The sequence below is a fragment of the Streptomyces marincola genome, assembly GCF_020410765.1.
GTDB lineage: Bacteria > Actinomycetota > Actinomycetes > Streptomycetales > Streptomycetaceae > Streptomyces > Streptomyces marincola.
The window spans coordinates 319,809-344,514 of record NZ_CP084541.1; the positions used below are offsets into that span (position 1 = coordinate 319,809).

19 protein-coding genes are annotated in these 24,706 nt (G+C 73.0%); 5 read left to right on the plus strand and 14 right to left on the minus strand.

Translation table 11 applies throughout. From position 1 onward, the window contains the following. Nucleotides 1–32 precede the first annotated feature (32 nt). The gene (locus LC193_RS29050; RefSeq protein ID WP_318842119.1) at nt 33–7,310 is read right to left on the minus strand and encodes an SDR family NAD(P)-dependent oxidoreductase; all 7,278 of its coding nucleotides are present in this window, start codon (nt 7,308–7,310) and stop codon (nt 33–35) included. Nucleotides 7,311–7,814: 504 nt separating this feature from the next. Between LC193_RS29050 and LC193_RS01215 the strand changes: the two genes are divergently transcribed. Together LC193_RS01215 and LC193_RS01220 are read left to right on the plus strand one after the other, a co-directional pair. Continuing rightward, nucleotides 7,815–8,567: an AfsR/SARP family transcriptional regulator gene (locus LC193_RS01215; RefSeq protein WP_226078433.1), complete on the plus strand. Its 753-nt coding sequence runs from the start codon at nt 7,815–7,817 to the stop codon at nt 8,565–8,567. Nucleotides 8,568–8,793: 226 nt separating this feature from the next. Beyond that, nucleotides 8,794–9,783: an alpha/beta fold hydrolase gene (locus tag LC193_RS01220; RefSeq protein WP_226070461.1), complete on the plus strand. Its 990-nt coding sequence runs from the start codon at nt 8,794–8,796 to the stop codon at nt 9,781–9,783. A gap of 52 nt (nt 9,784–9,835) precedes the next feature. On the opposite strand, the gene LC193_RS01225 is transcribed toward LC193_RS01220, so the two are convergent. The 9 genes from LC193_RS01225 to LC193_RS01265 form a co-directional block, all read right to left on the minus strand. Then, nucleotides 9,836–10,999 (minus strand): nucleoside/nucleotide kinase family protein, encoded by a 1,164-nt coding sequence (locus tag LC193_RS01225; protein WP_226070469.1) that lies wholly within the window; start codon nt 10,997–10,999, stop codon nt 9,836–9,838. A gap of 609 nt (nt 11,000–11,608) precedes the next feature. Continuing rightward, on the minus strand, nt 11,609–12,916 hold the full coding sequence (locus LC193_RS01230; protein ID WP_404819327.1) for a YeeE/YedE family protein: 1,308 nt from the start codon (nt 12,914–12,916) through the stop codon (nt 11,609–11,611). A 248-nt stretch (nt 12,917–13,164) separates the two neighbouring features. Further along, the gene (locus tag LC193_RS01235; protein WP_226070471.1) at nt 13,165–13,830 is read right to left on the minus strand and encodes an SRPBCC family protein; all 666 of its coding nucleotides are present in this window, start codon (nt 13,828–13,830) and stop codon (nt 13,165–13,167) included. Then, nucleotides 13,823–14,176, minus strand: coding sequence for an ArsR/SmtB family transcription factor (locus LC193_RS01240; RefSeq protein WP_226070473.1), 354 nt, complete (start codon nt 14,174–14,176; stop codon nt 13,823–13,825). Before LC193_RS01240 ends, LC193_RS01235 begins: the two co-directional genes overlap by 8 nt. A 74-nt stretch (nt 14,177–14,250) precedes the next feature. Continuing rightward, the gene (locus LC193_RS01245; RefSeq protein WP_226070474.1) at nt 14,251–15,315 is read right to left on the minus strand and encodes a serine hydrolase domain-containing protein; all 1,065 of its coding nucleotides are present in this window, start codon (nt 15,313–15,315) and stop codon (nt 14,251–14,253) included. Beyond that, nucleotides 15,312–16,238: a DUF6895 family protein gene (locus LC193_RS01250; RefSeq protein ID WP_226070476.1), complete on the minus strand. Its 927-nt coding sequence runs from the start codon at nt 16,236–16,238 to the stop codon at nt 15,312–15,314. Before LC193_RS01250 ends, LC193_RS01245 begins: the two co-directional genes overlap by 4 nt. 13 nt (nt 16,239–16,251) lie before the next feature. After that, nucleotides 16,252–16,950 (minus strand): hypothetical protein, encoded by a 699-nt coding sequence (locus tag LC193_RS01255; protein WP_226070477.1) that lies wholly within the window; start codon nt 16,948–16,950, stop codon nt 16,252–16,254. Nucleotides 16,951–17,071: 121 nt separating this feature from the next. Then, nucleotides 17,072–17,257: a hypothetical protein gene (locus LC193_RS01260; RefSeq protein WP_226070479.1), complete on the minus strand. Its 186-nt coding sequence runs from the start codon at nt 17,255–17,257 to the stop codon at nt 17,072–17,074. Nucleotides 17,258–17,758: 501 nt separating this feature from the next. Beyond that, on the minus strand, nt 17,759–18,232 hold the full coding sequence (locus LC193_RS01265; RefSeq protein ID WP_226070481.1) for a DUF4442 domain-containing protein: 474 nt from the start codon (nt 18,230–18,232) through the stop codon (nt 17,759–17,761). Between the two features lie 105 nt (nt 18,233–18,337). Here LC193_RS01265 and LC193_RS01270 point away from each other — a divergent pair, with 105 nt between their 5' ends. Next, a complete protein-coding gene (locus tag LC193_RS01270; protein WP_226070483.1) occupies nt 18,338–19,489 on the plus strand; it encodes a hypothetical protein in 1,152 nt (383 codons plus the stop codon). A 26-nt stretch (nt 19,490–19,515) separates the two neighbouring features. Here LC193_RS01270 and LC193_RS01275 read toward each other — a convergent pair whose 3' ends face one another. Beyond that, entirely contained in the window at nt 19,516–20,361 is an 846-nt protein-coding gene (locus tag LC193_RS01275; RefSeq protein WP_226070485.1) for a spermidine synthase, read from the minus strand. A gap of 207 nt (nt 20,362–20,568) precedes the next feature. Here LC193_RS01275 and LC193_RS01280 point away from each other — a divergent pair, with 207 nt between their 5' ends. Then, nucleotides 20,569–21,474, plus strand: a complete 906-nt coding sequence (locus tag LC193_RS01280; RefSeq protein ID WP_226070487.1) for an undecaprenyl-diphosphate phosphatase — start codon at nt 20,569–20,571, stop codon at nt 21,472–21,474. Here the strand turns inward: LC193_RS01280 and LC193_RS01285 are convergent. After that, nucleotides 21,458–22,384 (minus strand): Gfo/Idh/MocA family protein, encoded by a 927-nt coding sequence (locus LC193_RS01285; RefSeq protein WP_226070489.1) that lies wholly within the window; start codon nt 22,382–22,384, stop codon nt 21,458–21,460. The genes LC193_RS01280 and LC193_RS01285 overlap by 17 nt on opposite strands. Nucleotides 22,385–22,506: 122 nt before the next feature. Beyond that, entirely contained in the window at nt 22,507–23,469 is a 963-nt protein-coding gene (locus LC193_RS01290; protein ID WP_226070491.1) for a helix-turn-helix transcriptional regulator, read from the minus strand. A 104-nt stretch (nt 23,470–23,573) separates the two neighbouring features. On the opposite strand from LC193_RS01290, the gene LC193_RS01295 reads away from it, so the two are divergent. Next, on the plus strand, nt 23,574–24,011 hold the full coding sequence (locus LC193_RS01295) for a DUF3224 domain-containing protein (protein ID WP_226070493.1): 438 nt from the start codon (nt 23,574–23,576) through the stop codon (nt 24,009–24,011). A gap of 4 nt (nt 24,012–24,015) precedes the next feature. Here the strand turns inward: LC193_RS01295 and ung are convergent, their stop codons facing one another. Next, nucleotides 24,016–24,687 (minus strand): uracil-DNA glycosylase, encoded by a 672-nt coding sequence (ung, locus tag LC193_RS01300; RefSeq protein WP_226078435.1) that lies wholly within the window; start codon nt 24,685–24,687, stop codon nt 24,016–24,018. Nucleotides 24,688–24,706: the final 19 nt, after the last annotated feature.

The following is a 24,706-nucleotide window of genomic DNA, read 5'->3' on the forward strand; positions in this document are numbered from 1 at the left end:
CGTCGAACTCCGAATCTCTGGTCACGTACTGGTCAGTGATCGCCCAAGGCCACGCGCACGAGACTTTCGACATCCATCGTGTCCAGTGACTCGGCCGCTTCCGGGGCCGCCGCTTCCTCGCGGGCGGGTTCGCTCTCGGCCAGGCGGAGCAGCGGCCCGACCAACCCGGCCGCACGGAACCGGTCGAGCGGGATGGCGGCCAGGGCCCTGCGGAACTCCGCCTCGCCGGTTTCCGAGGGCTCGTGCTCGGACGCGTTCGGCAGGAGTTCCGCCTGGAGGAGGCGTGCGACGGCGGCTGGGGTCGGGTGATCGAAGATGAGGGTGGGCGGCAGCCGACGGCCGGTGGCCGAGGTCAGCCGGTTGCGCATGTCCAAGGCGGTGAGCGAATCGAGGCCGAGGTCGAGGAAGCCGCGCCCAGGATCCACCGCACCGGCCGACGCGTGGCCGAGCACGTGTGCCACATGCTCGCGGACCAGATCCAGCAGGAGGCGTTCGCGTTCCGCCTCGGACGCCTCAAGCAGGCGCCGTTTCAGCGTCTCGGCCGACTCGCCCGCCGACTGGCGGCGAGCCGGTGCCCGGACCAGGCGCCGGAGGAGGAACGGGACCTCGCCGCGCAGCATGCTTCCCCGCGTGTCCAGCGCGGCCGGCACGAGCAGGGCCGCACGGCGGTCCGCGAGTGCCGCGTCGAACAGGTCGAGCCCTTGCTCCGTCGTGAGTGGCAGCAGCCCGGCCCTGCCGAGACGCCGCATCTCCTCCGCGCCGAGGTGGCCGGTCATACCGCTGGAGCGCGCCCACAGCCCCCAGGCCAGCGACAGGCCGGGCAGCCCCTCGGCACGACGCCGGTGCGCCAGCGCGTCGAGGAACGCGTTCGCGGCGGAGTAGCTGGCCTGCCCTGGATTGCCCAGCAATCCCGCGGCCGACGAGAACGTCACGAACGCCGAGAGGTCGGCAGCCCGGGTCAGTTCGTGCAGGTGCCAGGCGGCATCCACTTTGGGGCGGAGTACCGCGCCGATCCGTTCCTGGGTCAGGGATGTGATCACCCCGTCGTCCAGCAGCCCGGCCATATGGATCACGGCCGTCAGCTGAATGCCGTCAAGCGCTTCGGCCAGTGCCTCACGGTCGGAGACATCGCAGGCGAGGACGGTGACCTCCGCCCCCAGGGCCGCCAGTTCCGCCCTGAGAGCAGCCGCGCCCTCGGCGGCCGGCCCCTGACGGCTGAGCAGCAGCAGCTCGCGCACACCGTGCGTTCGCACGATGTGCTTGGCGACGAGGCCGCCGAGCGTTCCCGTGCCCCCGGTGATCAGTACCGTTCCCTCTCCGTTCGCTCCGCCGAGCGGGGGCGGCGCCACCGACTCGGACGGCGAGGGTCCGGCACCGGCCCGGGGCCGGAGCAGACGAGGCACACTCGCCTGCCCCGCGCGCACGAGGATCTGTGGCTCGCCGCTCGGCAGAACGTTCAGCAGGGCGGGGAACGACGCGTCGTGCGCGTCGATGTCCGCGAGAACCAGCCGCCCCGGGTTCTCGGACTGGGCGGACCTGATCAGCCCCCAGAGGGGTGCGTGCACGAGGTCGCGGGCGTCGCCGGCCGCCTCCCGGGTGAGCACAACGAGCTGGGAGGACGCGAACCGGTCGTCGGCGAGCCAGCTTTGCACCAGGCCCAGGGCCTCGTTCATCGCGGCCCTGACCTCGTCGGCGGGGTTGCCGGCGGAAGGGTGGAGGAAAGGAGCGATGACGAAGTCCGCGGTACGCGCGTGCTCGTCACCGGCGGCCAGCGCGGCAAGGTCCGGGAAGGAAGGCGGCGTCGACCCCAGCGTCTCGGTCCCGAGCAGAACGATCCGCGCGCCGGTGGCCGCGCCGCTACTCGGCCGGGAGTCCGCAGGCACCCAGTCCAGGTGATACAGCGGTGTGTCGGAGCGGGCGGCGAGGAGCTGCTGGGGCGTGACGGCCCGGAGAGTGAGGGCGTCGACCGTGACGACCGGCTCGCCGGCCTCGTCGAACGCCTCAAGGCTCATGGTGTCGGGGCCGGTGGGGGCCAGCCGGACGCGGAGGGCGGTCGCGCCGGTGGCGTGCAGCGTCACCCCGGACCAGGAGAACGGCAGCCTGACGTGACTCGGGCCGGCGAGCAGCCCGGCGTGGAGGGCCGCGTCGAGGAGCGCGGGATGCAGGTCGAAGTCGTCACCGTGCCGCTCCTGCGGAAGCCGGACCTCCGCGAACACCTCGTCCCCGCGCCGCCACGCCGCGACCAGCCCACGGAACGCGGGACCGTACTCGAATCCGCTCTCCGCGAGCCGGTCGTAGTCGACATCCATCGGAACGGCACCGGCCGGGGGCCACAATCCCTCCTGCCGCGGCGGCTCGGACGGCATCCCGGGTGCGAGTGTTCCGGTGGCGTGGGTGACCCATTCCTCTCCCTCACCACCCCGCGCGAACACCCCCAACGAACGCCGACCCTCACCATCCACCTCACCCACCCGCACCTGCACATCCACACCACCCACCCCCAACACCAACGGCACCCCCAACGCCAACTCCTCCACCCGACCCCCCGCACGCAACCCCAACTCAACAAACCCCGTCCCCGGCAACAACACCGAACCCCACACCCCATGATCACCAAGCCACCCATACCCCTCCAACGACACCCGCCCCGAAAACACCACACCACCCCCACCAGCCAACTCCACCCCACCACCCACCAACCCACGCCCCACCCCACCAGACCCCAACCCCGAACCACCCGACAACCAAAACCGCTCCCGCTCAAACGCATACGTCGGCACATCCCCACACGCCTGTGCCACCGCCCGCTCCTGGCCCGGGAAAAGGCGGGACCAGTCCACATCCACACCCCGCACGAACGCCTCACCCACCGACAACAGGAACCGCCGCATACCCCCCTCACCACGCCGCAACGACCCCACCGCCGAAACACCCTCCATCACCGGCACCAACACCGGATGACCACTGCACTCCACAAACACCACATCATCACCGAACGACCGAACCACATCATCAAACAACACCGGCCGCCGCAAATTCTCAAACCAATACTCCCCACCCAACCCCTCCATATCCAACAACCCACCCGACACCGTCGAATAAAACGGCAACACCCCCCGACGCCCCACCACACCCACCAACCCCTCAACCAACCGCTCCCGCACCACATCCACCCCCGGACCATGCGACGCATAATCCACCGCCACCCACCGCACCCCCACACCCCGCCCCTCACACAACCCCACCAACCGCCCCAACGCCCCCACCTCACCCGACACCACCACCGACCCAGGACCATTCACCGCAGCCACCACCAACCCACCACCCACCTCACCCAACAACCCCTCCACCCCCGACACCGACAACGACACCACCACCATCCCCCCACCCCCCACCAACTCCCCCACCAACCCAGACCGCAACACCACCACCCGCGCACCCTCCTCCACCGACAACCCACCCGCCACCACCACCGCAGCCACCTCACCCTGCGAATGACCCACCACCCCCCGCACCACCACACCCAACGACTCCCACAACCGACCCAACGACACCATCACCGCCCACAACACCGGCTGCACCACCTCAACCCGCCCCAACCACCCCTCATCCCCCGACCGCAACACCCCCACCAACGACCACCCCACCAACGGCTCCAACGCCCGCTCACACACCCCCATCCACTCCGCAAACACCACCGACTCCTCCAACAACCCCACCACCAACCCCACCCACTGCCACCCCTGACCCGGAAACACCAACACCACCCCACGACCACCCGACACACCAACCCCACCACCCGACACCGACCCAGAAACAGAACCCACCACCGAACCAAAACCAGAACCAACACTCACCACAGAACCACCCGACACCACACCCGACTCCACATCCCCCACCAACCCATCCAACCCACCCACCAACTCCTCCCGCGAACCACCCACCACCACACCCCGCACCCCAAACACCGAACGACCCGCCAACACCCCACCCACCACACCCACCCCCACACCACCACCAGCACCCACCACCCACTCCCGCAACCGACCCACCACACCCACCAACCCACCCACCGAACGCCCCGACACCACCCACACCACCACACCACCAGAAACACCAGAAACAACACCAGAACTGGAACTCACCGGCGCCTCCACCACCGGCGCCTCCTCCACCACCACATGCGCATTCGTCCCACTGATCCCGAACGACGACACCCCCGCACGCCGCACACCCCCCGCACCCACCACCCACTCCCGCGCCTCACGCAACAACTCCACCCGCCCCGAAGACCAATCCACATGCCCCGACGGCTCATCCACATGCAACGTCCGCGGCAACACCCCATACCGCAACGCCATCACCATCTTGATCACACCCGCCACACCCGCAGCCGCCTGCGCATGCCCAATATTCGACTTCAACGACCCCAACCACAACGGACGCCCCACCTCACGCCCCTGCCCATACGTCGCCAACAACGCCTGCGCCTCGATCGGATCACCCAGACGCGTCCCCGTCCCATGCGCCTCCACCACATCCACATCAACCGCGGAAAGCCCCGCATCCGCCAACGCCTGCCGAATCACCCGCTGCTGCGACGGACCATTCGGCGCCGTCAACCCATTCGACGCACCATCCTGATTAATCGCCGAACCACGCACCACCGCCAGCACACGACGCCCATTCCGCCGCGCATCCGACAACCGCTCAAGCAACAAAACCCCCACCCCCTCCGACCACGCGGTCCCGTCGGCGTCGTCGGAGAACGCCTTGCACCGCCCGTCGGGGGCCAGGCCGCGCTGCCGGCTGAACTCCACGAACATCCCCGGCGAGGCCATCACCGCCGCCCCACCCGCCAACGCCAGCGCGCTCTCCCCACGCCGCAACGACTGACACGCCAAGTGCAACGACACCAACGACGACGAACACGCCGTATCCACCGTCACCGCAGGACCCTCAAGCCCCAACGTGTAAGCCACACGCCCGGAGATCACGCTGACGGTGCTTCCGGTCAGGACGTGCCCTTCGACGCCGGTCGCGGGTTCGTGCATGCGCGGGCCGTAGTCCTGGGCCATCGCGCCGATGTACACACCCGTGCGGCTGCCGCGCAGCGTGGTGGGGTCGATACCGGCCCGTTCGAACGCCTCCCATGACGTTTCGAGCACCAACCGCTGCTGCGGATCCATGGCCAGGGCCTCGCGCGGGCTGATCCCGAAGAACTCCGCGTCGAAGTCCGCCGCATCATCGAGGAACCCACCATGCCGCACATACGACTTCCCCGGCACCGAAGGATCCGGATCGAACAGACCCTCCACATCCCACCCGCGATCCTCAGGAAACTCCGAGATCGCGTCCGTCCCACTCTCCACCAACCGCCACAAATCCTCGGGCGACCGCACACCCCCGGGAAAACGGCACGCCATCCCCACGATCGCGATCGGCTCCGCGCTCTCGGCGGGGATGAACGGGGTGGTGTCGTCCTGCGGGACCTGTCCCGGGGCGCCCGGGTGGTGGCCGAGGATGTCGAGCCGCAGTCGCTCGGCGACCGCGCCCGCCGTGGGGTGGTCGTAGACGAGGGTCGCGGGAAGTCGAAGTCCTGTGGCCCGGTTGAGCCGGTTGCGCAACTCGACGGCGGTGACCGAGTCGAGGCCGAGGGCACGGAACGGCTGGTCGGCGTCGAGGGTGGCCGCGGCCGGCGTGCCCAGCAGGTGGTGCAGGTGGGTGCGGATCAGCGCCAGGAGGGCGCGGCGCTGCTGGGTCTCCGCCATGCCGGGGACGATGACGGGATCCACCGGGGCCTGGCGCGCGTGCACTTCCTGGAGCGAGGCCAGGAAGCGCTGGGCGCCGCCCTGCTCTTTGCGCAGGGTTCCTGCCACGACCGCGGACCGGTCGTCGAGGCCGGCGTCGTCGAGGGTTTCCCGGACGCCGACGGTCAGCACCGGGTGCGGACTGATCTCGATGAACGTGCGGTGCCCTCGGGCGGCGAGTGCGCGGGTCGCGGCCTCGAACCGGATCTCCCGGGTGATGTTGCGGGCCCAGTAGGCGGCGTCGAGGCCCGCGGTGTCGTGCCGGTCGCCGGTGAGGGAGGAGTAGAACGGCAGGTCGGATGCCCGGGCTTCGCTGCCGGCGAGCTCGTCGCGGAGGGCGTCGGGGTCGATGGGGAGGTTCGGGGAGTGCGCGGCGAGACCGTTGCCGAGCTTGCGCGCCCGCAGCCCCCGTTCTGCGAGTGCGTCGAGGAGTTCGTCCGCGGCGCCGCGCTCGCCGGAGACGAGTGTCCAGCGCGGGCCGTTGGTGCCGGCCACGTGCAAGCGGTCCCGCCATCGGGCCAGAAGGGGCTCGATTTCCTGCCGGGTGGCCACGACCGACAGGAGGTCTCCGTGTCCGGCGTGGCGGGCCTGGGCCCGGCTCCAGGCGGCGACGACGCGCGCGGCGTCCCCGAGTGTGAGGGCGCCGGCGACGTGGGCGGCGGCGATCTCCCCGAGGCACTGGCCGAGGACGGCGGAGGGTTCGACTCCGCAGGAGCGCCACAGGGCGGCGAGGGAGACCATGACGGCGAAGAGGGCGGGCTGCACCACATCGGCGGTCTCCAGGGCGGGCGCACCGGGAAGTCCGTGGAGCACGTCCAGTAATTTCCAACCGGTAAAGGGTTCGAGAACTTTGGCGCACTCACACATGTGTTCCCGGAAGACCGCGGATGCCGCCATCAGTTCGAGAGCCATACCGGGCCACTGGGAGCCTTGTCCCGGGAAGACGAAGACCACATCGTCCCGGCCGGTGGATCGCAGGTGCAGACGGTTTTCCTCGCCGCGGAGCAGGGCGGATATGCGGCGCCCGTCACGCAGGGCACCTTCAAGTGATTGAAGTACGAAAAACATACTCCCCTCGGGCTCGCCCCGGGGGGACACATCGACAAGGGCGATTTCGCATTCGTCGCGGAGCAGGCTCGCGAACGCGGCCTCGACCGCCTCCGGCGCGTGGGGAGCGGCGGGGTTCCCGGCCGTTGCGGGCGCCCCGGGGGCGCGGCAGGGCGTCTGCCCGGCAACGGCCGGACCGAGGAGGGAGGCCAGTCGCCCGAACGCCTCCGCGCCACCGCCCTGGCGCGTGAAGAGTCCGGCCCGAGCGCTGATGACCTGCTCGGGAGTGAGTCCGGCGGAGGAGAGGGCCGCGCGGGCCGCCGCCTCGGGCTCCGCGGTGGCCGAGGCCGAGGAGCGGGCGGGCGTTTCCTCGGGAGCAGGCCGTTCCGTGTCCGCCGTCAGCAAACGCCACAGCTCATCAGGAGCCGTGACCTCCGGCGCATCGCTGAACATTCCAACGACCGAGACCGCCCCATTCGGAATTTCGTGCGCACCGGACGCAATGCTTTCGAATTTACTCAAGGAGCGCTCCTTGCACGACTGCCGGAACGGTACCACGGCCGTCTTGGCGGGTTCTTGGCAGCGACTTGGAGGTGACTTGGAGAAGCTACGGGAAGGAAGACTTCAATAAAACGGCAAAGCCCTTGGGAAAAACTGTGCGGAGGAGATGAGTCGCACGAAAGACCGACCGAAGGGCGTCCACGCACGCCAGGCCGCTCCCGGCGTCACCTCGTCCGCCCCCGCGGATCCGAACATTCAAGTGACTTACAGCCATATCCCGGGGCACACTTCCCTTGGACAGGCAACCAACCTGCGCTTTGATCGTCGCTCAAGGCGGTGCACCAAGATGAGCGACACAACCCCGTGCGTTCACAGCCATCACATGTAGCGACCGAAGGGTGGCTTTAAGTGACACTTGTTGTCGGTTTACACGTCAGCGTGCTCGGCCCGGTGCGGGTGTGGTCCCGGGAGTCCGCGGTCGAATTGGGACCGGCCCGCCAACGGGCCGTACTGTCGGCGCTGCTGTTGACCCCGGGGCAGGCGATGGACCCGGATCGCCTGAAAGAGGCCGTATGGCCCCGAAAACCACCCGGCGCGGCCATGGCGAACCTCCAGAGCTATGTGTCCAATTTGCGGCGCATGCTGGAGCCGAACAGTCCCCCTTGGTACCGGAACAGGATTTTGCGGCGCGATCCGTCCGGATATGTTCTCGATGTCGAGTCGGATGTCGTCGACGCCTACCGCTTCGAACGGCTGCTGCGCGATGGGCGGCGCCTGTTGCACCAGGGTGAGCTCCAGCGGGCGAGCCGGACCCTGGACGAGGCGCTGGCGCTGTGGCGCGGCTCGCCGTACCCGGAGGTGCGCGAGTCCGAGGCGGGTGCCCAGGCCGCGGCGCGGCTTGAGGAGCTGCGGCTGCTCGCGCTGGAAAGCCGGTGGGAGGCGGAGCTGGGGCAGGGGCGCGATTCCTCCGTCATAGCCGCGGACGTGGCGACGCTGCGGATGCGCTTCCCCACCCGGGAACGGCTGAGCTGGCTGCTGATGCAGGCTCTCTACCGCTCCGGGCGGCGGGCCGAGGCGTTGCGGGTCTACCACCAGACGAGAACCCTGCTCGCGGACGAGTACGGGGTCGATCCCGGCCCGGAGCTCCAGGAGCTGTTCGGGTCCATCCTCCGCGGCGCCCCGGACGCCAGCCGGGGGCCGGTCCGGTAGCCCGGCGTGCCGGGCCGCGCCCCGGCACGCACGCGGCACGGCCCGGGGCCTTGCGCCCGGGCCGTGCCGCGGCGGCGCGGCGGACGCGGCGCGAGTTGCCGGAACGGCAACCGCGGTGGCGTCCGCCGACGCGCGTCCTGATGATCGGGAGCAGTCAGTGCTTTCACGGCGCGGCCGGTTCCCTCGGGTGGTTCCGGATGCGCCGTTCGGCCCCGAGGAGATCACCATGGCGGACACAGGGACGACGACGGACGCGAGGCACCGGATCGTGCCCTCTCCGGCCGGGCGCACTCATCTGGTGGAGCAGGGAACCGGGCCGCTGGTCCTGCTGGTGCACGGCTTCCCCGAGACCTGGTATTCGTGGCGGCACCAGCTGCCCGCGCTGGCCGCGGCCGGCTACCGGGCGGTCGCGGTGGACGTGCGCGGCTACGGGCGTTCGTCGAAGCCGGCGGATGTCGCCGCCTACCGGATGCGGGAGCTCGTGGCCGACGCCGCCGCGGTCGTCGAGGCGCTCGGGGAACGTTCCGCGGTGGTCGTGGGGCACGACTGGGGCGCGGAGATCGCCTCGCACTGCGCGTTGCTCCGACCCGATGTCTTCACAGCGGTTGGCATGCTCGGCGTCCCCTACAGTCCGCGCGGCGGCGTGCGCCCGACGGAGATGTTCGGCCGGCTCGGCGACGGCTCGCAGGAGTTCTACGTGAGCTACTTCCAGGAGCCCGGCCGGGCCGAGGCGGAGATCGAACCGGATGTGCGTGCCTGGCTGCGCGGGTTCTACGCCGCCCTGTCGGCGGGCACGATGCCTGGGCCGGACGCGCCGCCGCCGTACTTCGTCTCGCACGGCGGGCGGTTGGCGGACCGCTTCCCCGCCGGGCCGCTGCCCGGGTGGCTCGACGAGCGCGATCTGGACGTCTACGCCGCGGAGTTCGAGCGGACGGGGCTGACCGGAGCGCTGAACAGGTACCGCAACGCCGACCGGGACTGGGAGGACCTGGCCGACCACGAGGGCGCGCCGGTCACGCGGCCCGCGCTGTTCATCGCGGGCGCACTCGACCCGTCCACGACGTGGCTGTCCGGTGCGATCGAGGCGTTCCCGACGACGCTTCCCCGGCTGTCGGGCTCGCACATCCTGGAGGGCTGCGGCCACTGGGTCCAGCAGGAACGGGCCGAGGAGGTCAGCCGGCTGCTGATCGACTGGCTCGGGTCGCTCGGCGACTGAGCCGGACGGCAGGCGGCGCGTGGCCGCCGGGGCGTCACACGCGTCACACGCGTCACGCGCGCCGCGGGGGTCGCACCGTGAGGAGCCCGGGCCACCCGGTGGCGGCGAGGATCATCCGGGCGGTCTCGGCGGCCGAGTGGTCGTCGGTGCGGACGCGCGGCACGGGCGGGCCCGTTCGTTCGCGCGCGGCTGCCTCGGCCCGCGCCCCGCGCGCGGCCCGCGCCAGGTAGGGCTCGGGCTTTCCCCGCAGCGGGTCGCCGGGAAGCGCGGGGCCGTGCCCGGCGCCGCGCAGGAACACGCGCCGCGTGATCCGGCCGGGTCCGGCGTGCAGGCGGCGGAGTGTGAACCGGGCCTCGGGGAGTGCGGCGGTGATGTGGGCGACGGCCGGGGCGCTCCCGTCCGTTCCGACGACGACGAGTGCCTGGGCGCCCGCGGCCCGGTACGTCGTCCACAGGGCGGCGAGGTTGCGGGCGCTGAGCCGGAGGTTGCCGGGGTCGTCCGCGGGCGCCGGGCTCAGGAATCCGATTTGTTCGAGGTCGATGAACGCGGCGGCGACCCCCGCGCGCAGCAGCGTCTGGAACACCTCCCAGCCCACGGCCGACTTGCCCGTGCCGCGCGTGCCCGACAGCCACAGCACCGGCCCGCCGGGGGCGGTTCCCGGGATGGCGGGCGGCGGCGCGGCGGCGGGCCGCGCGGGGTGGGCGGCGGCGCGGGCGCGGACCCGGCGGACCACCTCGGTGACGTGCAGCCCGGTGGTGTCGAGAGTGGCGTCGGCGAAGGTGCTGCGATCGAGGATGCCGGCCTCCGCGAGCACCGCGTCGAGGGAGTGCGGCGGGTCGCCGCGCCCGAGGAAGCGCCGTCCCAGTTCCGCCCGGTCGGCGCGCAGGCGCACGACGGTCGGGGCGGTGCCGGCCAGTTCCGCCGTGTGCGGGCCGTGCGCGGGGTCGACCACCCCCGAGACGACGGCGCGGCGCGCTCCCGCCGCTCGCGCGGCGGCCAGGACGGCCCGCAGGTTCCTCGCCTTGAGCCGGTGCCTGCCGGGGTCGTCCGGTGGCTCGGGGAAGGCGATGCCGAGTTGGTCGATGTCCGCGTAGGCGGTGCGGGTGCCGGAGCGGGCGTGGGCGCGGAACGTGTGCCAGGCGACCGTGGACTTGCCGACTCCGGGCGGTCCGCAGAGCCACAGAACCGGCAGGGCGGGGCCGTGCGTGGGTGGCATGCGCACAGTGTGGTCCCGCGCCGGCGCGGGTGTCGACGGAATTGATGACGCCGGGAGCGGTGTGCTCGGGACCCCTCACGGGCCGTGCCGCATATATCTGTGCTGCCCGCACCGGCCGGGCGGCGGAGGGTGAGGCGGTGACGACCGGAGTACGCGCGACGACGGTGGCCGTTCGCGGTGCTCGCTCTCGCCCCGACCGCGGCGGGCGGGAAGGGGGGCGGGCGGTGCGCGGCAGGGGGCCGCCGGCGCGTGGGACGTGGCGGTCGTTGAGGGGATCACGTCGGGGTCGCTGAGCCCGGCGGTCCGGGGCGAGGGTGGGAACCGAGTGCGCGGGACCGCCTCGGGCTCGTGGTGGTGTCGGTGGACGACGGCACGGCCGAGATCATCCTGTCGCCGCCCGGGGCGCCCTGACCGGGATTGACCGGAACGGGCGACAGCGCGCGGCCGGCGGCCGACACTCGTCGGGACGGTCCCGACGAAGGGCGGGGGTCCGGGCCGGTCTCCCGACCGCCGGGGGCGCGGCAGCCACGGGGGAGCTGCCGCGACGGGCCGGTGCCGCCGCACGGGGGGCGGCGGCACCGGCCCGAATCCACTGTCGCGGACCGCGGTTCAGCAGACGCCGTCCCCCGGCTTCGGGTTGGCCAGGCCGAACAGGGGACGCAGCCGCAGGCCCGCCCAGGTGCCGAGCAGGGCGAAGACGGCCCAGATCCAGCCGTGCAGGCTGCCGGAGGCGATGCCCGCGAGGTAGGCGCCGATGTTGCAGCCGCCGGCCAGCCGGGCGCCGATGCCCATGAGGATGCCGCCGAGCACGGCGGCGACGGCGGTCCGCCAGGGCACGCCGCGGTGCAGCGCCCACGTGCCGCCGAGGGAGGCGGCGACCGCCGCGCCGATCATGATGCCGATGTCGGTCAGGCTGTTCTTGTCGGCGAGGACCGGGCCGGCCAGCATGTCGGCGTTGCCGGGCTGCTGCCAGAAGGTCCAGTTCTCCGGCTGTCCGCCGAGCGCGCCCACCACTTCGCTGCCCCAGAGGGCGAACGCGCTGGTCACGCCCCAGGGGCCGCCGGAGACCAGCAGGACGCCCGCGCCGAGGAGGGCGAGCACGACGGCGCCGGCGGCCAGCGGCCAGGCGCCGCGGACGGCGCGGGCGGCGACGCCCTTGCTCGTGGGTATCGCGCCGGTCGGCGGCGGGGTCCTGCGGCGCTGGACGACGCGCGAGACGGCGACGACCACGGCGAGGGCGGCGATCGTCACGGCCCAGGAGCCGAACCAGCCGACGTGGTCGGACAGCAGGAAGGGGTCGAGCGCGGGCAGGTCGTTCCACAGGTCGAACTGCCAGGCCGCGAGGGTCGAGCCGATGATGAAGCCGCCCAGGGTCAGCACGATCGAGGTCTGTCCTGAGCCGACGGCGAACAGGGTGCCCGAGGCGCAGGCGCCGCCGAGCTGCATGCCGATGGCGAAGATGAACGCGCCGGCCAGGAGGCCGATGCCGAGCGCCCCGGCCGAGGGGGCGGGCGTCGAGCCGAACAGGCCCGTTCCGGTGCCGATGACCAGGGCGAACAGGGTGGCGGTCGTGCCGAGCAGCAGGGTGTGGGCCCGCAGTCCGCTGCCGTTGCCGACGGCCACCAGCTGGCGCCACGCGGAGGTGAAGCCGAACCGGGAGTGGAAGAGGGCGAAGCCGAGTCCGAGGCCGAGGAGCAGCAGCACGCCGGGGCGGGCGCCGTGGGCGGCGAAGACGTAGGCGCCGAGCGCGGCGGCGAGCACGGCGGAGACGGCGAGCGGCAGACGGCGGACCGGCGGGGCCTCGGGCGCGGGCGGCGGCGGTGCGCTGGTGGGCGGCGGGGGGAGGACGGGAAGCAGTCGCGGCCGGGAGGCGCGCTTGGCGGCTGCGGCCGGGGACGGCGGGGCGGTCGTGGACACGGGGGCTCCGTAGACGTGCGTCAGTCGGTGACGTGGGGGTGGGGTGAAACGCCGGCCCCGGTCGGGGGCGGGCGGAGCGGCCCTGGGTCAGGGGCGACAGAGGATGTCGCGGACGCACCACGCCGAGTTCGCGAAGAGCGCGAGACACAGATGGCGGGCGGGTGCGGACATACCGGCCATCGTAGAGGCAGGCCGTGCGGAACGGGAGCCGGGTCCGCCCCGCCGCGGGCGGCGGGGCGGGCGCGGGTTCAGTCCTGGGCGGGGGTCTCCGGCGCCTCGGGGTCGGGCGCGAAGAAGGCGGCGGTGTTGGCCGCCGCCCGGTCGGCCTCTTCCGCGGGGGCGCCGGACGCGCGGTGGGCGGCGCCCCACCTGAGGCTGCTGGTCACGATGAACTCCCGCCCCTCGGGGGTGGTGTGCATCGTCTCCGGATCGGGCAGTTCGGTGCCGGCCAGGTGGAATTCGAGGCCGAGGAGCGCGCCGTCCCAGCCGACTCCTGTGGCGCCGGGCCCGTAGCGTTCGAAGAACTCCGGGTCGGACACGGAGGCGTGTTCCAGTTCGAACAGGGTGGCGTTCTCGCCCTCCGGTGCGAGCCGCAGGGTCACCTCGGAGACGTCCCGCTCGGTGGGGTTCTCGCCGTAGACCCAGGTGACGCGCAGCAGGGTGGGTGCCTCGCAGCGCAGGATGTCGCCTCCGGCGTTGCCCTCCAGCTGGTAGGTGCCGCCCGGGCGGAGGTCGCCGGTGACGGGGGCGAGCCAGCGGGCGACGCGTTCGGGCTTCGTGCAGGCGTCCCATACCTCTTCGAGTGGGCTGTCGTAGCGGCGGCGCAGGACGACCGTGACGCCGTCCCCCGCGGGGATGCGCCGGCGGCCGACCTCGCGGTGGACGGCGTTGAGTCGGTCGATGAAGTCAGTCATCTGCGGCTTTCCTCTTCGTGCGGTGTTTCTCGCGGGCCAGTTCCGTGCCGAGCGCGTCGAGTCGCTGCTCCCAGAAGCGCCCGAAGTGGTCGAGCCAGGCGTGGGCCTCCGCGAAGCGCGCGGGGGCCATGGCGTAGAGGCGGCGGGTGCCCTGCGGCCGGACGGTGGCGAAGCCGGTTTCCCGCAGCACCCTGAGGTGCTGGGAGACGGCCGGCTGGGAGATGCCGAACTCGTCCCCGATGACGGCGGTGACGGCTCCCGCGGGCTGCTCCCCTTCGGCGAGCAGTTCGAGGATCCGGCGCCTGACGGGGTCGCCCAGGACGTCGAGTGCGTGCACGGCCGCCACAGTAGTAGCGTTCGCTTATATAAGGCAATGCTTAACAAAGCGGGGAGCGGCACTCCGGCCCCGGGCGCGGCCGGTCAGTCGGGCGCGGTGGCCAGCGCGCGCAGGGTCAGGTAGGCGCGCTGGACGAACGCCCCGCGCACGCCGGGCGAGGTGTTGGCGAGCGCGGTGAACGCGACGCCGCGCTGCGGGCTGAACCCCGTGAACACGGTGCAGCCGCGGGTGCCGCCCGAGTGGAAGTACAGCTCGTGTCCTGGCCGCAGCCGCGCGTTCCACACCAGGCAGATCCGGTCGCCGCCCGGCGGATCGGCCAGCCTCGCCCTGGTCACCTCGGTCAGCGCGGTGCGCAGCGCGCCGTCGTGCGGCGCGGCGGCGCCCGGGGCGAGGTGGGCCTCCAGGTAGCGCAGCAGGTCGTCGGCCGTCGAGCGGAGCGCTCCCGCGGCGGCGAGGCCGGGGATGCGCCAGTCCGGCCTGGCCCTGCGGTGCCAGTACCCCGTGGCCCGGCCGGGCGCGTCGCCCGGTCCCGTGTCCGCGAGGCCGAGGGGGCGCAGGACGCGTTCGGCGAGCAGGCTCTCGTAGTCCGTGCCCGCGGCGCCTGCGAGCGCGAGCCCGAGCAGGGCCACCCCGAAGTTGGAGTAGCGCACCCGCTCCCCCGGGCGCGCGAAAGGCCGCGCGCGCGGCGTCGCGGCCAGCAGGTCCCCGGGGCCGAACCGCTCGTAGGGGTTGCTGTACCAGCGGGGCGCGGCGCTGCGCAGCAGCCCGGGCGGCAGCCGGCGCAGCCCGGAGGTGTGGGTGGCGAGGTGGAGGAGCGTGACCCGGCCGCCGCCGCGCGGGCGGGGTGCCGTGCCGGGCGGCAGGTGGCGTTCGACGGGGTCGTCGTAGGCCACGACGCCGGCGGCGGCGAGGTCGGCGAGCAGCAGGGCGGTGAACGTCTTGGTGACCGAGCCGATCTCGAACGGGGTGTGTTCGCCTGCCGCCCGGCCGCCGCCGTGCTCGGTCGTTCCGGTGGCGGCCAGCAGCCGCCGCCCGCCGCGATGGGCGCCGACGGCGACGGCACTGGCCCCCGGTGCCGCCGCCGCGAGCGGCACGAGCAGGCGGCGCGCCTCGTCCGTGCCCGGCGCGGTGGCCCAACCGGTGCTCATGCGCCGGTGTCTTCGGCCCCGGTGAGGGTGCGGGAGACGGCGATCGAGCCGGCGACGGCGGCGACGACCGCGGTGTGCTGATGGTCGGTGAACCGCTGGTCCTCGTCCTCGGAAACGGGGTCGCCGTCCCGGGGCACCAGCCCGTCCTCGTGCTGGACGTCCGCGAGCAGCGCCCAGATCCCGGGGTCGCAGACGGGCTCGTCGAGGCAGGCGCCGACGATCATCAGCTCGGCGACGAGGTCCCACTGGGCGACCTCGCGCCAGATGTCGATCCACACCGGCAGCCAGGTGGTGAGGTACCCGGCCATGTCCGCGGGCAGCCCTTCGGGCCGCCCGCCCCAGTCCGTGAGGTGGAAGACGGTGTGCGTCATGGCGTAGGCCGTCATCCAGTCGATGGCCCACGGCTCGGGGGTCGCGCCGAGCCAGGTGGCGCGGGCCAGCGCCGTCCAGTCGATGCCGTGGTCGACACCGGCCAGGCGCGCGGCGTTGGCGACGGCCAGCTTGCGGTTGGGCACGACCTCGACGGCGCGGACCGAGTTCAGCCCGGCGTTGTGGCGCAGCAGGCGCTCCATCCCCTCGTGGCGGTAGCCGGAGCGGGTGAAGTGCGCGTAGGTCTCCAGCGGATCGGTCATCAGCAGGTGACGCAACTGCCGCTCGTAGAGCAGGTCGCCCTCGCGGAACTGCGTCCACGCGTAGTCGAGGAGCTCCCGGGCGAGCCGCATCTCCGTGCTGCCCGCCGCGGCCTCGCGCAGCACGAGGGAGCCGGCGAGCGCGGACTCGCCGAGCGGTTTGTAGACGCTGTCCGGGTCGCCGAGGTCCGCGGTGCTGTCAGCGGGCAGCACGCCGCGTTCGCGGTGGGCGTGCAGCCAGTGCAGCGCGCGGCTGGCGACCTGGTGGGCGATGGAGGTGACGGGCGCCGTCATGTCGGCTGCCTGCTCATCCTGCGGTCCTTCCGGGGTCGGTGCCGAGCAGGGCGCGCGCGATGGCCAGGTCGAGGGCGAGGCGCGGGCCGCCCCCCGCGTGCAGCCCGAGGTGCTCGACGAGCGGAACGGGGTCGATCGGCAGCGGCACCCGGTCGCGGTGCAGCGCCGCCGTCCAGCGGGCCAGTCGCGCGGCGGTGGGGTAGTCGCGGCGGAGCATGGCGCGGGTGACGCCGCGGGCCAGGGAAACGGGGTGGCGCCTGGCCGCCTCGGACACGGGCCCCTCGACGCCGGGCAGGCTGAGCGGCGCGAGTTGCGCCATCAGCACGTTCCAGCTCTGCCAGGAGCCCTTGGGGGCGAGCGCGGGCCCGGTGGCGGGCTGCGGGGTGTGGGGCTCGGGGCCGCCGTCGGCGTGCCGTTCGAGCAGTCGGGCGGTGGCCCAGTCGCGCCAGGCGACGGCCCAGTTCTCCGCGGACCCCTCGGGGGGCGCGGGCGAGTGGACGGGGGCGGGGAACACCGTGGCGGCCTGCGCGAGGATCGCGGTGTCCCGGGGGTGCGGGGCCCCGCCGGCCAGGGCCTGGGGGGCGAGCGTGTCCGCACCGACGACCCGCACGGCGGCGAGGGCGGCCTTGGGGTCCGCGGCCCCGTCGACGAAGTCGGCGAGCGGGGCCGTGCCCTCGACACCCCGGAGGGTGTCGAGGACACGGTGTGCCAAGGCAGCGATCGCTTCCGCGTAGGCCGCACGCACGGAACCCTCAGCGGGAAGCATCAGGCGTGCTCCGCCGATGGGGCCGGTGCCGCGTGCGGGCGGCGGGCGATGCCGTCTCGTTCACGGTTCACTTGTCCCCCGGCTCCGAGGGGGACTTCGGCGACAGGAGGAGGAGCAGCAGGAGGATGCCGGCGGCTTCGGGCGAGTAGAGCGGCGCGTCACTGAACGGCGCCTCCTGCTCGGCCATCAGCGCGTGGACGGCTGCCTCTTCGGTGGGGTTCGCGATGAACGGCGTGGTCTTCTGAGCGAGCATCAATGCCTCCTTATATCAGCGTGTTCGCTGTAGTAGCGATGCCAACGTAACGAGACGCTACATTATGGTCCGATATGTCGCATTTTAGGTCCGCTCTCCGGGGTATCCGGGCACGTCGCTCCGGCGCGTCGCCCTCGGCGGACAGGCCGGGGCGACGCGCTCGCCGGAGGCGATGAGGGAGGGGGCGAGGCCCCGGAGCGGACCGCCCCCGGGAGGCTTCGGGAGGGACCCGCCCCGGCGTGGGGGACGGGGCCGGGTACGGGCGCCCCCGCGCGGGGGCGCGGAACGGCGTTCCGCTCGGCGGCCTGCGCGCCCGGCCGGCAGTCGGCCGCGAAGGGGCCGCGCGAGAGGGTCGCGCAAAGGGAGCGGACGGCGGGCCGGGATCAACTCAGTTGACAGCGGGCAGTCATGAGGGCCCGTCACGAGGACAGCGCCCGCGGGCGGCGGCGCCCTCCGTGCCGGGGTCCGGACGGCACGCGGCCCCGGCCCCGGCCCCGGCACTCAACCGCCCTGCGGCGCCGCGTCGTTGGGGCGCAGCGTCCAGATCACCGTCATCTCGCCGGTGACCGCGCCGTCGGCACGGGTGAGCGTGACCGCGACGGGGAACTCCGGCCGCCGGCCCGCGTCGAGGTCCGCGACGACCTCCTCCGCGGGGCGGCCGAGGGACGCCGTCGCGGTCACGGGACCGCGGGCCAGCTTCTTGTAGGCGATCTCGGCACGCACGGCCAGCGGCACGGCGCGCGACAACTCGGCCCCGAACGCGGCGAGCACGACGGCCCCGCTCGCCGATTCCGCGAGCGTGAACATGGCGCCGGCGTGCGGGCCGCCGACGTGGTTGCGGTGCTCGGGCCGGTCCGGCAGGCGCACCTCGGCCCGCTCGGCCGAGGTGTGCAGGAACTCCAGGCCGAGCGTGCGGACCATGGGCACGGAGGCGGTGAGCGCGTCCCCGGTGGACGCGGCGCTTTCTTCGCTCATGGCCGCAGGTTACCAACGAGTACTACCGGTGAGTAAGTAGCAGGTGCGTCCCAAAACCGCACCCGTCCCCGACCGGCGGCCTTCCCGGGCTTAGGGTCGACGCCCATGAGGCCAGGAGAACAACAGCCGGGGGGAGAGCCGTCCTCCCCGTGGTCCAACCCCTATCAGCAGCCGGGGTACCAGCAGCCCAACCCGTACCAGCAGCCGCAGCCCTCCGGCCCGTGGCAGCAGCCCGCCCCGGGAGCCCCGCAGGACGGGCCCCCCTCCCCCGCGTTCCCCGGGCAGCAGCCCACCGGGCAGTGGGCACAGCCGGGACAGCTCACGCCCGTCACCGACGGCAGGGGCACCGGACTGGCCTCAGGCGGAAAGGGCCAGGGCCGTGGACCGCGCGGCCGGGCCGCGCTGGCGATCGCGGTGGCCGCGGCGGTCGTCGCGGGCGCCGTCATCGCCGGGGTGGTCGTGCTCGGCAAGGGTGACGAGGGCGCGCAGGCCGGCGGGGACGCGGGCCCGACCGAGGAGGTCGGCCCGGAGCCGACCGAGGACGCCACCGTCGAACCGACCGAGGACACCGGCGACTGGCGGCCCGACCCCGACGACCCCCGGCAGGGCGTGCTCCAGGTACCGGACCCCGTCGTGGCCCCCGACTGGCAGGTGCAGACCATAGAGAACCGGCACAACGCGTTCGACGTGCCGCCCGAGGACTGGACCACCCACAACGAGAGCATGATGGTCGGCTACGAGGACACCACGGACGACGGCGAGGGGGGCGAGGACGACTCGTCCTTCGGGGCGCCCGTCATCTCCATGTCCGCGCCCGCCACCTACATGGACGGCTGGTGCCCGCAGGCCGAGAACGGCGTCAGCTGGCGCGCCGTCGCGGGCACCAAGGGCGGGCAGGGAGCGACCGGCACCGAGGACGCCGTGCGCGACGAGGCGGGCGCCTGGGCCCTGGCCGCGTACGACCAGGAGGAGCGGGGCACCCTCCAGGTCACCGAGGCCGAACCGTTCGAGAGCGAGCACGGCATCGTCGGCCACACGGCGACCGCGACCATCACCGGCGTTCCCGACGACCCCGAGGACGAGTGCGGCACGTCGGACGGCAAGGTCGTCGCCGTCTCCTACCTCGACCTCAACAACGACTTGGCCACATGGGTCCTGGTGATGGACACCGGTTACCCCGGGGAACTGGACGAGCAGACCGTCCAGCAGATCATGAACAGCCTGCGCCCCTACCCGCAGGAGGAGCCGGCCTCCTGACCGGGCCGCCCGGTCGGGACCCCGGCTCAGCCGACGCTGAACGCCCCCGAGGGCGGCCTCGGTGAGGGCACCGCCGCGTCCTCGGTCACCGGCAGGGCACCGGCCAGGAGGGGCGCCAGCGCGTCTCCGTGCAGGACCCGGGCCGGGAACGCGTCGGCAGCCGTCCGCCGGGCCAGGTGCGCCACGTCGAGCGGGGCGTCGGAGGCGGCCAGCACCACGTTGCCGAACCGGCGCCCGCGCAGCACCGCGGGCTCCGCGATCACGCACAGCCAGTCGAAGGCGCGCGCGAACGTGGCCAGCTGCGAGCCGAGGAACGCGAACGGCGCCGCGTCGGCGAGGTTCGCCGCGTAGACACCGCCCGGCCGCAGCGCCCGGGCGACGGCCGCCGCGTATCCCGTGGTGGTCAGGTGGGCCGGCACGCGGCTGCCGCCGAAGACGTCGCCGACCACCACATCGGCGCCGCCGGGCGGCGCCGCCGACACCGCCGCCCTGGCGTCGGTCACCTCCACGTCGATGCCGCACCCCTCGGGCAGCGGGAAGCGCTCGGCGATCAGCCCGGCGAGCAGCCCGTCCGCCTCGGCCACCCGCTGCCGCGAGCCGGGGCGCACGGCGGCGATCCGGCGCGGCAGCGTCAGCGCGCCGCCGCCGAGGTGCAGCACGCGCAGCGGCTCCCCGGACGGCGCCGCGGCGTCCACCACGGCGGCGAGGCGCCGCGTGTACTCGAACTCCAGGTGCGTGGGATCGGCCGGGTCCAGATAGGACTGGGCCGCACCGTCCACGGTCAGCAGCCACGCGCCCGCCCGGTCCAGGTCGGGCAGCAGGCGCGCGGTGCCGAGGTCGGTGACCCTCGTCACCGGCACGGGCTCGTTCACCGGTCCATTGTGACCCGGCGCCGGGCCGCCGGTGACCCGGCCACCGGCCCGCGGCCGGCCCCGCGCGCGCCCGCGCCGCCGCGCGCCGCGCCCCGAACAGCCTTCGGTGGGGCCCCGGTACGAGGCACGCCCGCACCTGGCTTAGAGTGATCTCGCTTCACGCACCACTCTCGTCACGACACTCTCCCCTGGGATGCCGCAGAGTCCATGTCTTGGTTCGAATCACTGATTCTCGGTCTTGTCCAGGGTCTGACGGAGTTCCTCCCGATCTCCTCAAGCGCCCACCTGCGGCTCACCGCCGTGGCGTTCGACTGGGAGGACCCCGGCGCGGCCTTCACCGCGGTGACGCAGATCGGCACCGAGGTCGCCGTCCTCATCTACTTCCGCAAGGACATCGTCCGCATCTGCCGTGCCTGGCTGCGCTCCCTCACCGACCGGTCGCGCCGCTCGGACCCCGACGCGCGCATGGGCTGGCTCGTGCTCATCGGGTCGATTCCGATCGGCGTGCTCGGCCTCACGCTCCAGGACGCCATCGACGGCCCGTTCCGCGACCTGCGGCTCATCGCGATGAACCTCATCGTGCTCGGCATCATCCTCGGCATCGCGGACCGCATGGCGATGCGGGACGCCACCGGCGGCAAGCACCGCGCGGTCAAGCCGCGCAAGTCGCTCGAAGACCTCACCGTCCGCGACGGCCTGCTGTTCGGCTTCGCCCAGGCGATGGCGCTGGTGCCGGGCGTGTCCAGGTCGGGCGCCACCATCACCGGCGGCCTGTTCCTCGGCTACCGGCGCGAGGCCGCGGCGCGGTACTCGTTCCTGCTCGCCATCCCCGCGGTGCTCGCCTCCGGCGGCTACGAGCTGATGTCGATCGGCGAAGAGGGCTCGCACGTGTCCTGGGGGCCGACGATCCTGGCCACGGTCGTGGCGTTCCTGGTGGGCTACGCGATCATCGCGTGGTTCATGAAGTGGATCACCACCCGCAGCTTCATGCCCTTCGTGTGGTACCGGATCGCGATCGGCGTGATCATCCTGTGCCTGGTGTGGTTCGGCGTGATCGAGCCGACCGCGGGCGAGGACGTCGGCACCGGAACCGAGGTCACCTCCGAGGAGTGACGGCCGCGCCGCCCTCCTCGTACGCGGCGAGCACGATCCGTTCGCACAGCTCGTGGGTGCGCAGCGCGTCCCGCGCGCTGGGCGTGCGGCCGGCCCCGACCGCGTCGAGGAACGCGACCGCGGCCTGCTCGATCCCGCGCTGCCTGGCCACGGACACCCAGTCGCCGCGCCGCCGGACGCTCGGCTGCCCCTTGTGGTCGATGATCTCGGCCAGGTTGCGCACCTCCCGCTTGGCGTCCTGGCCCGACACCTCAAGGACCTCCTCGGCCGAGCCGGAGCGGTGGTTCATGACCCCCACGGCGGTGAACCCCTCCCCCGCGAGCTGGAGCACCACGTGGTCAAGCAGCCCGTCCCTGGCCCGGCAGGCGACCGTGACCCGGTCGATGCCGGACGGGGCGAGGAACCGCAGCGTGTCGACGACGTGGATGAAGTCGTCGTACACCATGCGCCTGGGGTCCTCGGGCAGTCCCTTGCGGTGCTTCTGGAGGACGATGAGGTCCCGCGGGTGGTTCACGAGCTGCGCGTAGGCGGGCGCGTACCTGCGGTTGAAGCCGACCGCGAGGCCCACTCCGAGGTCCTCCGCGAGGGCGACGACGCTTTCCGCCTCGTCCAGCCGCTGCGCCAGCGGCTTGTCCACATAGGTCGGTATGCCCGCGGTCAGCAGGCGGGTCACCAGGGCCGGGTGGTCCTCGGTGGGGGCGTGCACGAACGCCGCGTCGGGGCGGGCCTCGATGAGCGCGTCGAGATCGGAGTGGCGCTGCCGCGCGGGCACCCGGTAGGTGTCCCCCACGCGGTCCAGCGTGGCGCGGGTCCGGGTGTGCAGGTGCGGCTGCACTCCGGGCCGGGTGGTGAGCACGGGCAGGTACGCCTTGTGGGCGATGTCCCCGAGACCGATCACGCCGATCCTCACGTCGCTGCCTCCTCGGCGGTCGCGCTTGCGTGGACCGGCAGGATACGCGCCGCCCCCGGACGCCCGGCCGCCGCCCGCCGCCCGCCGCCCGCCGCCCGCCGCCCGCCGCCCGCGACGGGCCGTCAGCGATAGACACGGTGCAGCGCGTCGACGGCCTCGGCGACGGCCGCGCGCAGCGCGGGCGGCCCGAGAACCTCGGCCTCGGCGCCGAGCCGCAGCAGGTCGCCGACCGCGACGTTCGTCGACTCCACGGCCAGGGCCACTCGCACCCACCCGTCGGCATCCGCCGCACCGGCCCCGGCAGCGGCTTCGGTACCCGCGGCGCCGAACAGCATGGGCAGCAGCCGCAGGCCGCGCGCGGTGACCCGGAGGGTCGCCAGGTCCTGGTAGCGCGCGGCTTCGAGGGCGCTCGACGTGGCGGTCCAGTGCTCGGCCAGGGCGAAACCGGCCGGGCGCCGCGGTGCCGGTCCCACGACGTCGACGGCCAGCAGCCGGGAGACCCGGTAGGTGCGCACTCGCTCCCCCGTGGCGGCCACCACGTACCAGATACCGCTTTTCAGTACCAGGCCGAGCGGATGCAGTTCACGTTTGATCTCCCCGCTCCAACGCCGGTAGTGCACCCGCAGCAGCCTGTCCTCCCACACGGCGGCGGCCACCGTGGCCAGGAACGGGGCCTGCTCCTCGGTGCGGAACCAACCGGCCGCGTCGAGGTGGAATCGCGCGGCCACGCGCTCGGCCCGCTCGCTCAGCCCGGAGGGCAGGGCCGCCCACATCTTGAGCTGCGCGGTGGTCAGTTCGGCGCCGATACCGAGCTGCGCCGCGGCCGATGGCATGCCGACCAGTGGCAGTGCTCCCGCTTCTGCGCCGGTAAGTCCGGTCAGGCGGGTGCGATATCCGTCGATGAGCCGGTAGCCGCCCTCCGGTCCGCGTTCGGCCAGGACAGGGACGCCGGCAGCCGCCAGCGCCTCGACGTCGCGGTAGACGGTGCGGACCGACACCTCCAGTTCGGCGGCCAGTTCTCCGGCGGTCATGCGCCCGCGGTTCTGGAGAAGCAGCAGAACGGTCAGGAGTCGGTCGGCGCGCACTCTGACATTGTGCGCCGCCCACCTGACAGCGGATGTCAGGTATGGGCGGCAGAGTGACCGCACGGCGCGGGAGCGGCCCGCGCCGCCGAAGAACGGAGACCACCATGCCGACACGACCATCCGCGCCCGCCGGCGGCAGCTTCACCCACCGGGACTGGCAGGAGACGGTTGTCGCGGGTGCGGCGGACGGGCCGCGGCTGGCCCGGGTCGTCGTCACCAACGCGTACACCGGCCGCATCACGGCCGACAACACCCGTTGCCTGTACAGCCTCTCCTACGCGGCCGACGGCACCGGCTCCTTCTCCGGGTTCGAGCGCTGCGAGGGCGGCGTGGACGGGCACCACGGCACGTTCGTCCTGCGCGCGTGGGGCACGTTCGACGCCGGGGGCACCGTCCACTGTTCCTTCGAGGTGCTACCGGGATCGGCCACCGGCGGCCTCGTGGGACTGCGGGGCACGGGTGGCTTCAGTGCGGCACCCGGCGCGGCGGCCGTGCCCTACGCCTTCGAGCCCTCCTACGAGGAGGCCGCGGCGGCCGGTTGAGGTCTCAGGCGCCGAGAGCGGGGATGCGCCAGTCGACGGGGGCGTGGCCCTGGGCCGCCAGGGCCTCGTCGATCGCGGTGAAGGGCCGGGTGCCGGCGAACTTCTTGGCGGACAGCGGCGAGGGATGCGGCCCCTCGACGACGGCGTGCCGGTCGGTGTCGATCAGGCGCAGCTTCTTGCGGGCGTACGCGCCCCACAGGACGAAGACGGCCGGGTCCCGCCGGGCGGACACGGCGCGGATGACGGCGTCCGTGAACGTCTCCCAGCCCTTCCCCTTGTGGGAGTTCGGCTCGCCGGCGCGAACGGTGAGCACCGCGTTCAGCAGGAGGACGCCCTGCTCGGCCCAGGGCATCAAGTAGCCGTTGTCCGGGATGGGATGGCCCAGCTCGGCGCGCAGTTCCTTGAAGACGTTGCGCAGGGACGGGGGGATGCGCACGCCCGGGCGCACGGAGAAGCACAGACCGTGGCCCTGGCCCTCGCCGTGGTAGGGGTCCTGGCCGAGGACCACGACCTTGACCCGGTCGAACGGGGTGGCGTCGAGGGCCGCGAACACCTCTTCGCGCGGCGGGTACACCGGGCCGCGCGCCCGCTCCTCCTCGACGAACTCGGTCAGCTCCTTGAAGTAGGGCGCGTCGAGCTCTTCGCCGAGGACGCCCTGCCAGGAGTCGGGCAGCATGCCGGTCACGTCGTGAACC

Excerpts from the sequence above, each read along its gene's own strand:
- LC193_RS01250 (WP_226070476.1), bottom strand. The coding sequence starts at position 16,238 with ATGACGGCGCCCGTCACCTCCATCGCCCACCAGGTCGCCAGCCGCGCG.
- LC193_RS01225 (WP_226070469.1), bottom strand. The coding sequence starts at position 10,999 with ATGCCACCCACGCACGGCCCCGCCCTGCCGGTTCTGTGGCTCTGCGGA.
- LC193_RS01220 (WP_226070461.1), top strand. The coding sequence starts at position 8,794 with ATGGCGGACACAGGGACGACGACGGACGCGAGGCACCGGATCGTGCCC.
- LC193_RS29050 (WP_318842119.1), bottom strand. The coding sequence starts at position 7,310 with ATGTTCAGCGATGCGCCGGAGGTCACGGCTCCTGATGAGCTGTGGCGT.
- LC193_RS01235 (WP_226070471.1), bottom strand. The coding sequence starts at position 13,830 with ATGACTGACTTCATCGACCGACTCAACGCCGTCCACCGCGAGGTCGGC.
- LC193_RS01295 (WP_226070493.1), top strand. The coding sequence starts at position 23,574 with ATGCCGACACGACCATCCGCGCCCGCCGGCGGCAGCTTCACCCACCGG.
- LC193_RS01280 (WP_226070487.1), top strand. The coding sequence starts at position 20,569 with ATGTCTTGGTTCGAATCACTGATTCTCGGTCTTGTCCAGGGTCTGACG.
- LC193_RS01265 (WP_226070481.1), bottom strand. The coding sequence starts at position 18,232 with ATGAGCGAAGAAAGCGCCGCGTCCACCGGGGACGCGCTCACCGCCTCC.
- LC193_RS01260 (WP_226070479.1), bottom strand. The coding sequence starts at position 17,257 with ATGCTCGCTCAGAAGACCACGCCGTTCATCGCGAACCCCACCGAAGAG.
- LC193_RS01245 (WP_226070474.1), bottom strand. The coding sequence starts at position 15,315 with ATGAGCACCGGTTGGGCCACCGCGCCGGGCACGGACGAGGCGCGCCGC.
- ung (WP_226078435.1), bottom strand. The coding sequence starts at position 24,687 with ATGCTGCCCGACTCCTGGCAGGGCGTCCTCGGCGAAGAGCTCGACGCG.
- LC193_RS01270 (WP_226070483.1), top strand. The coding sequence starts at position 18,338 with ATGAGGCCAGGAGAACAACAGCCGGGGGGAGAGCCGTCCTCCCCGTGG.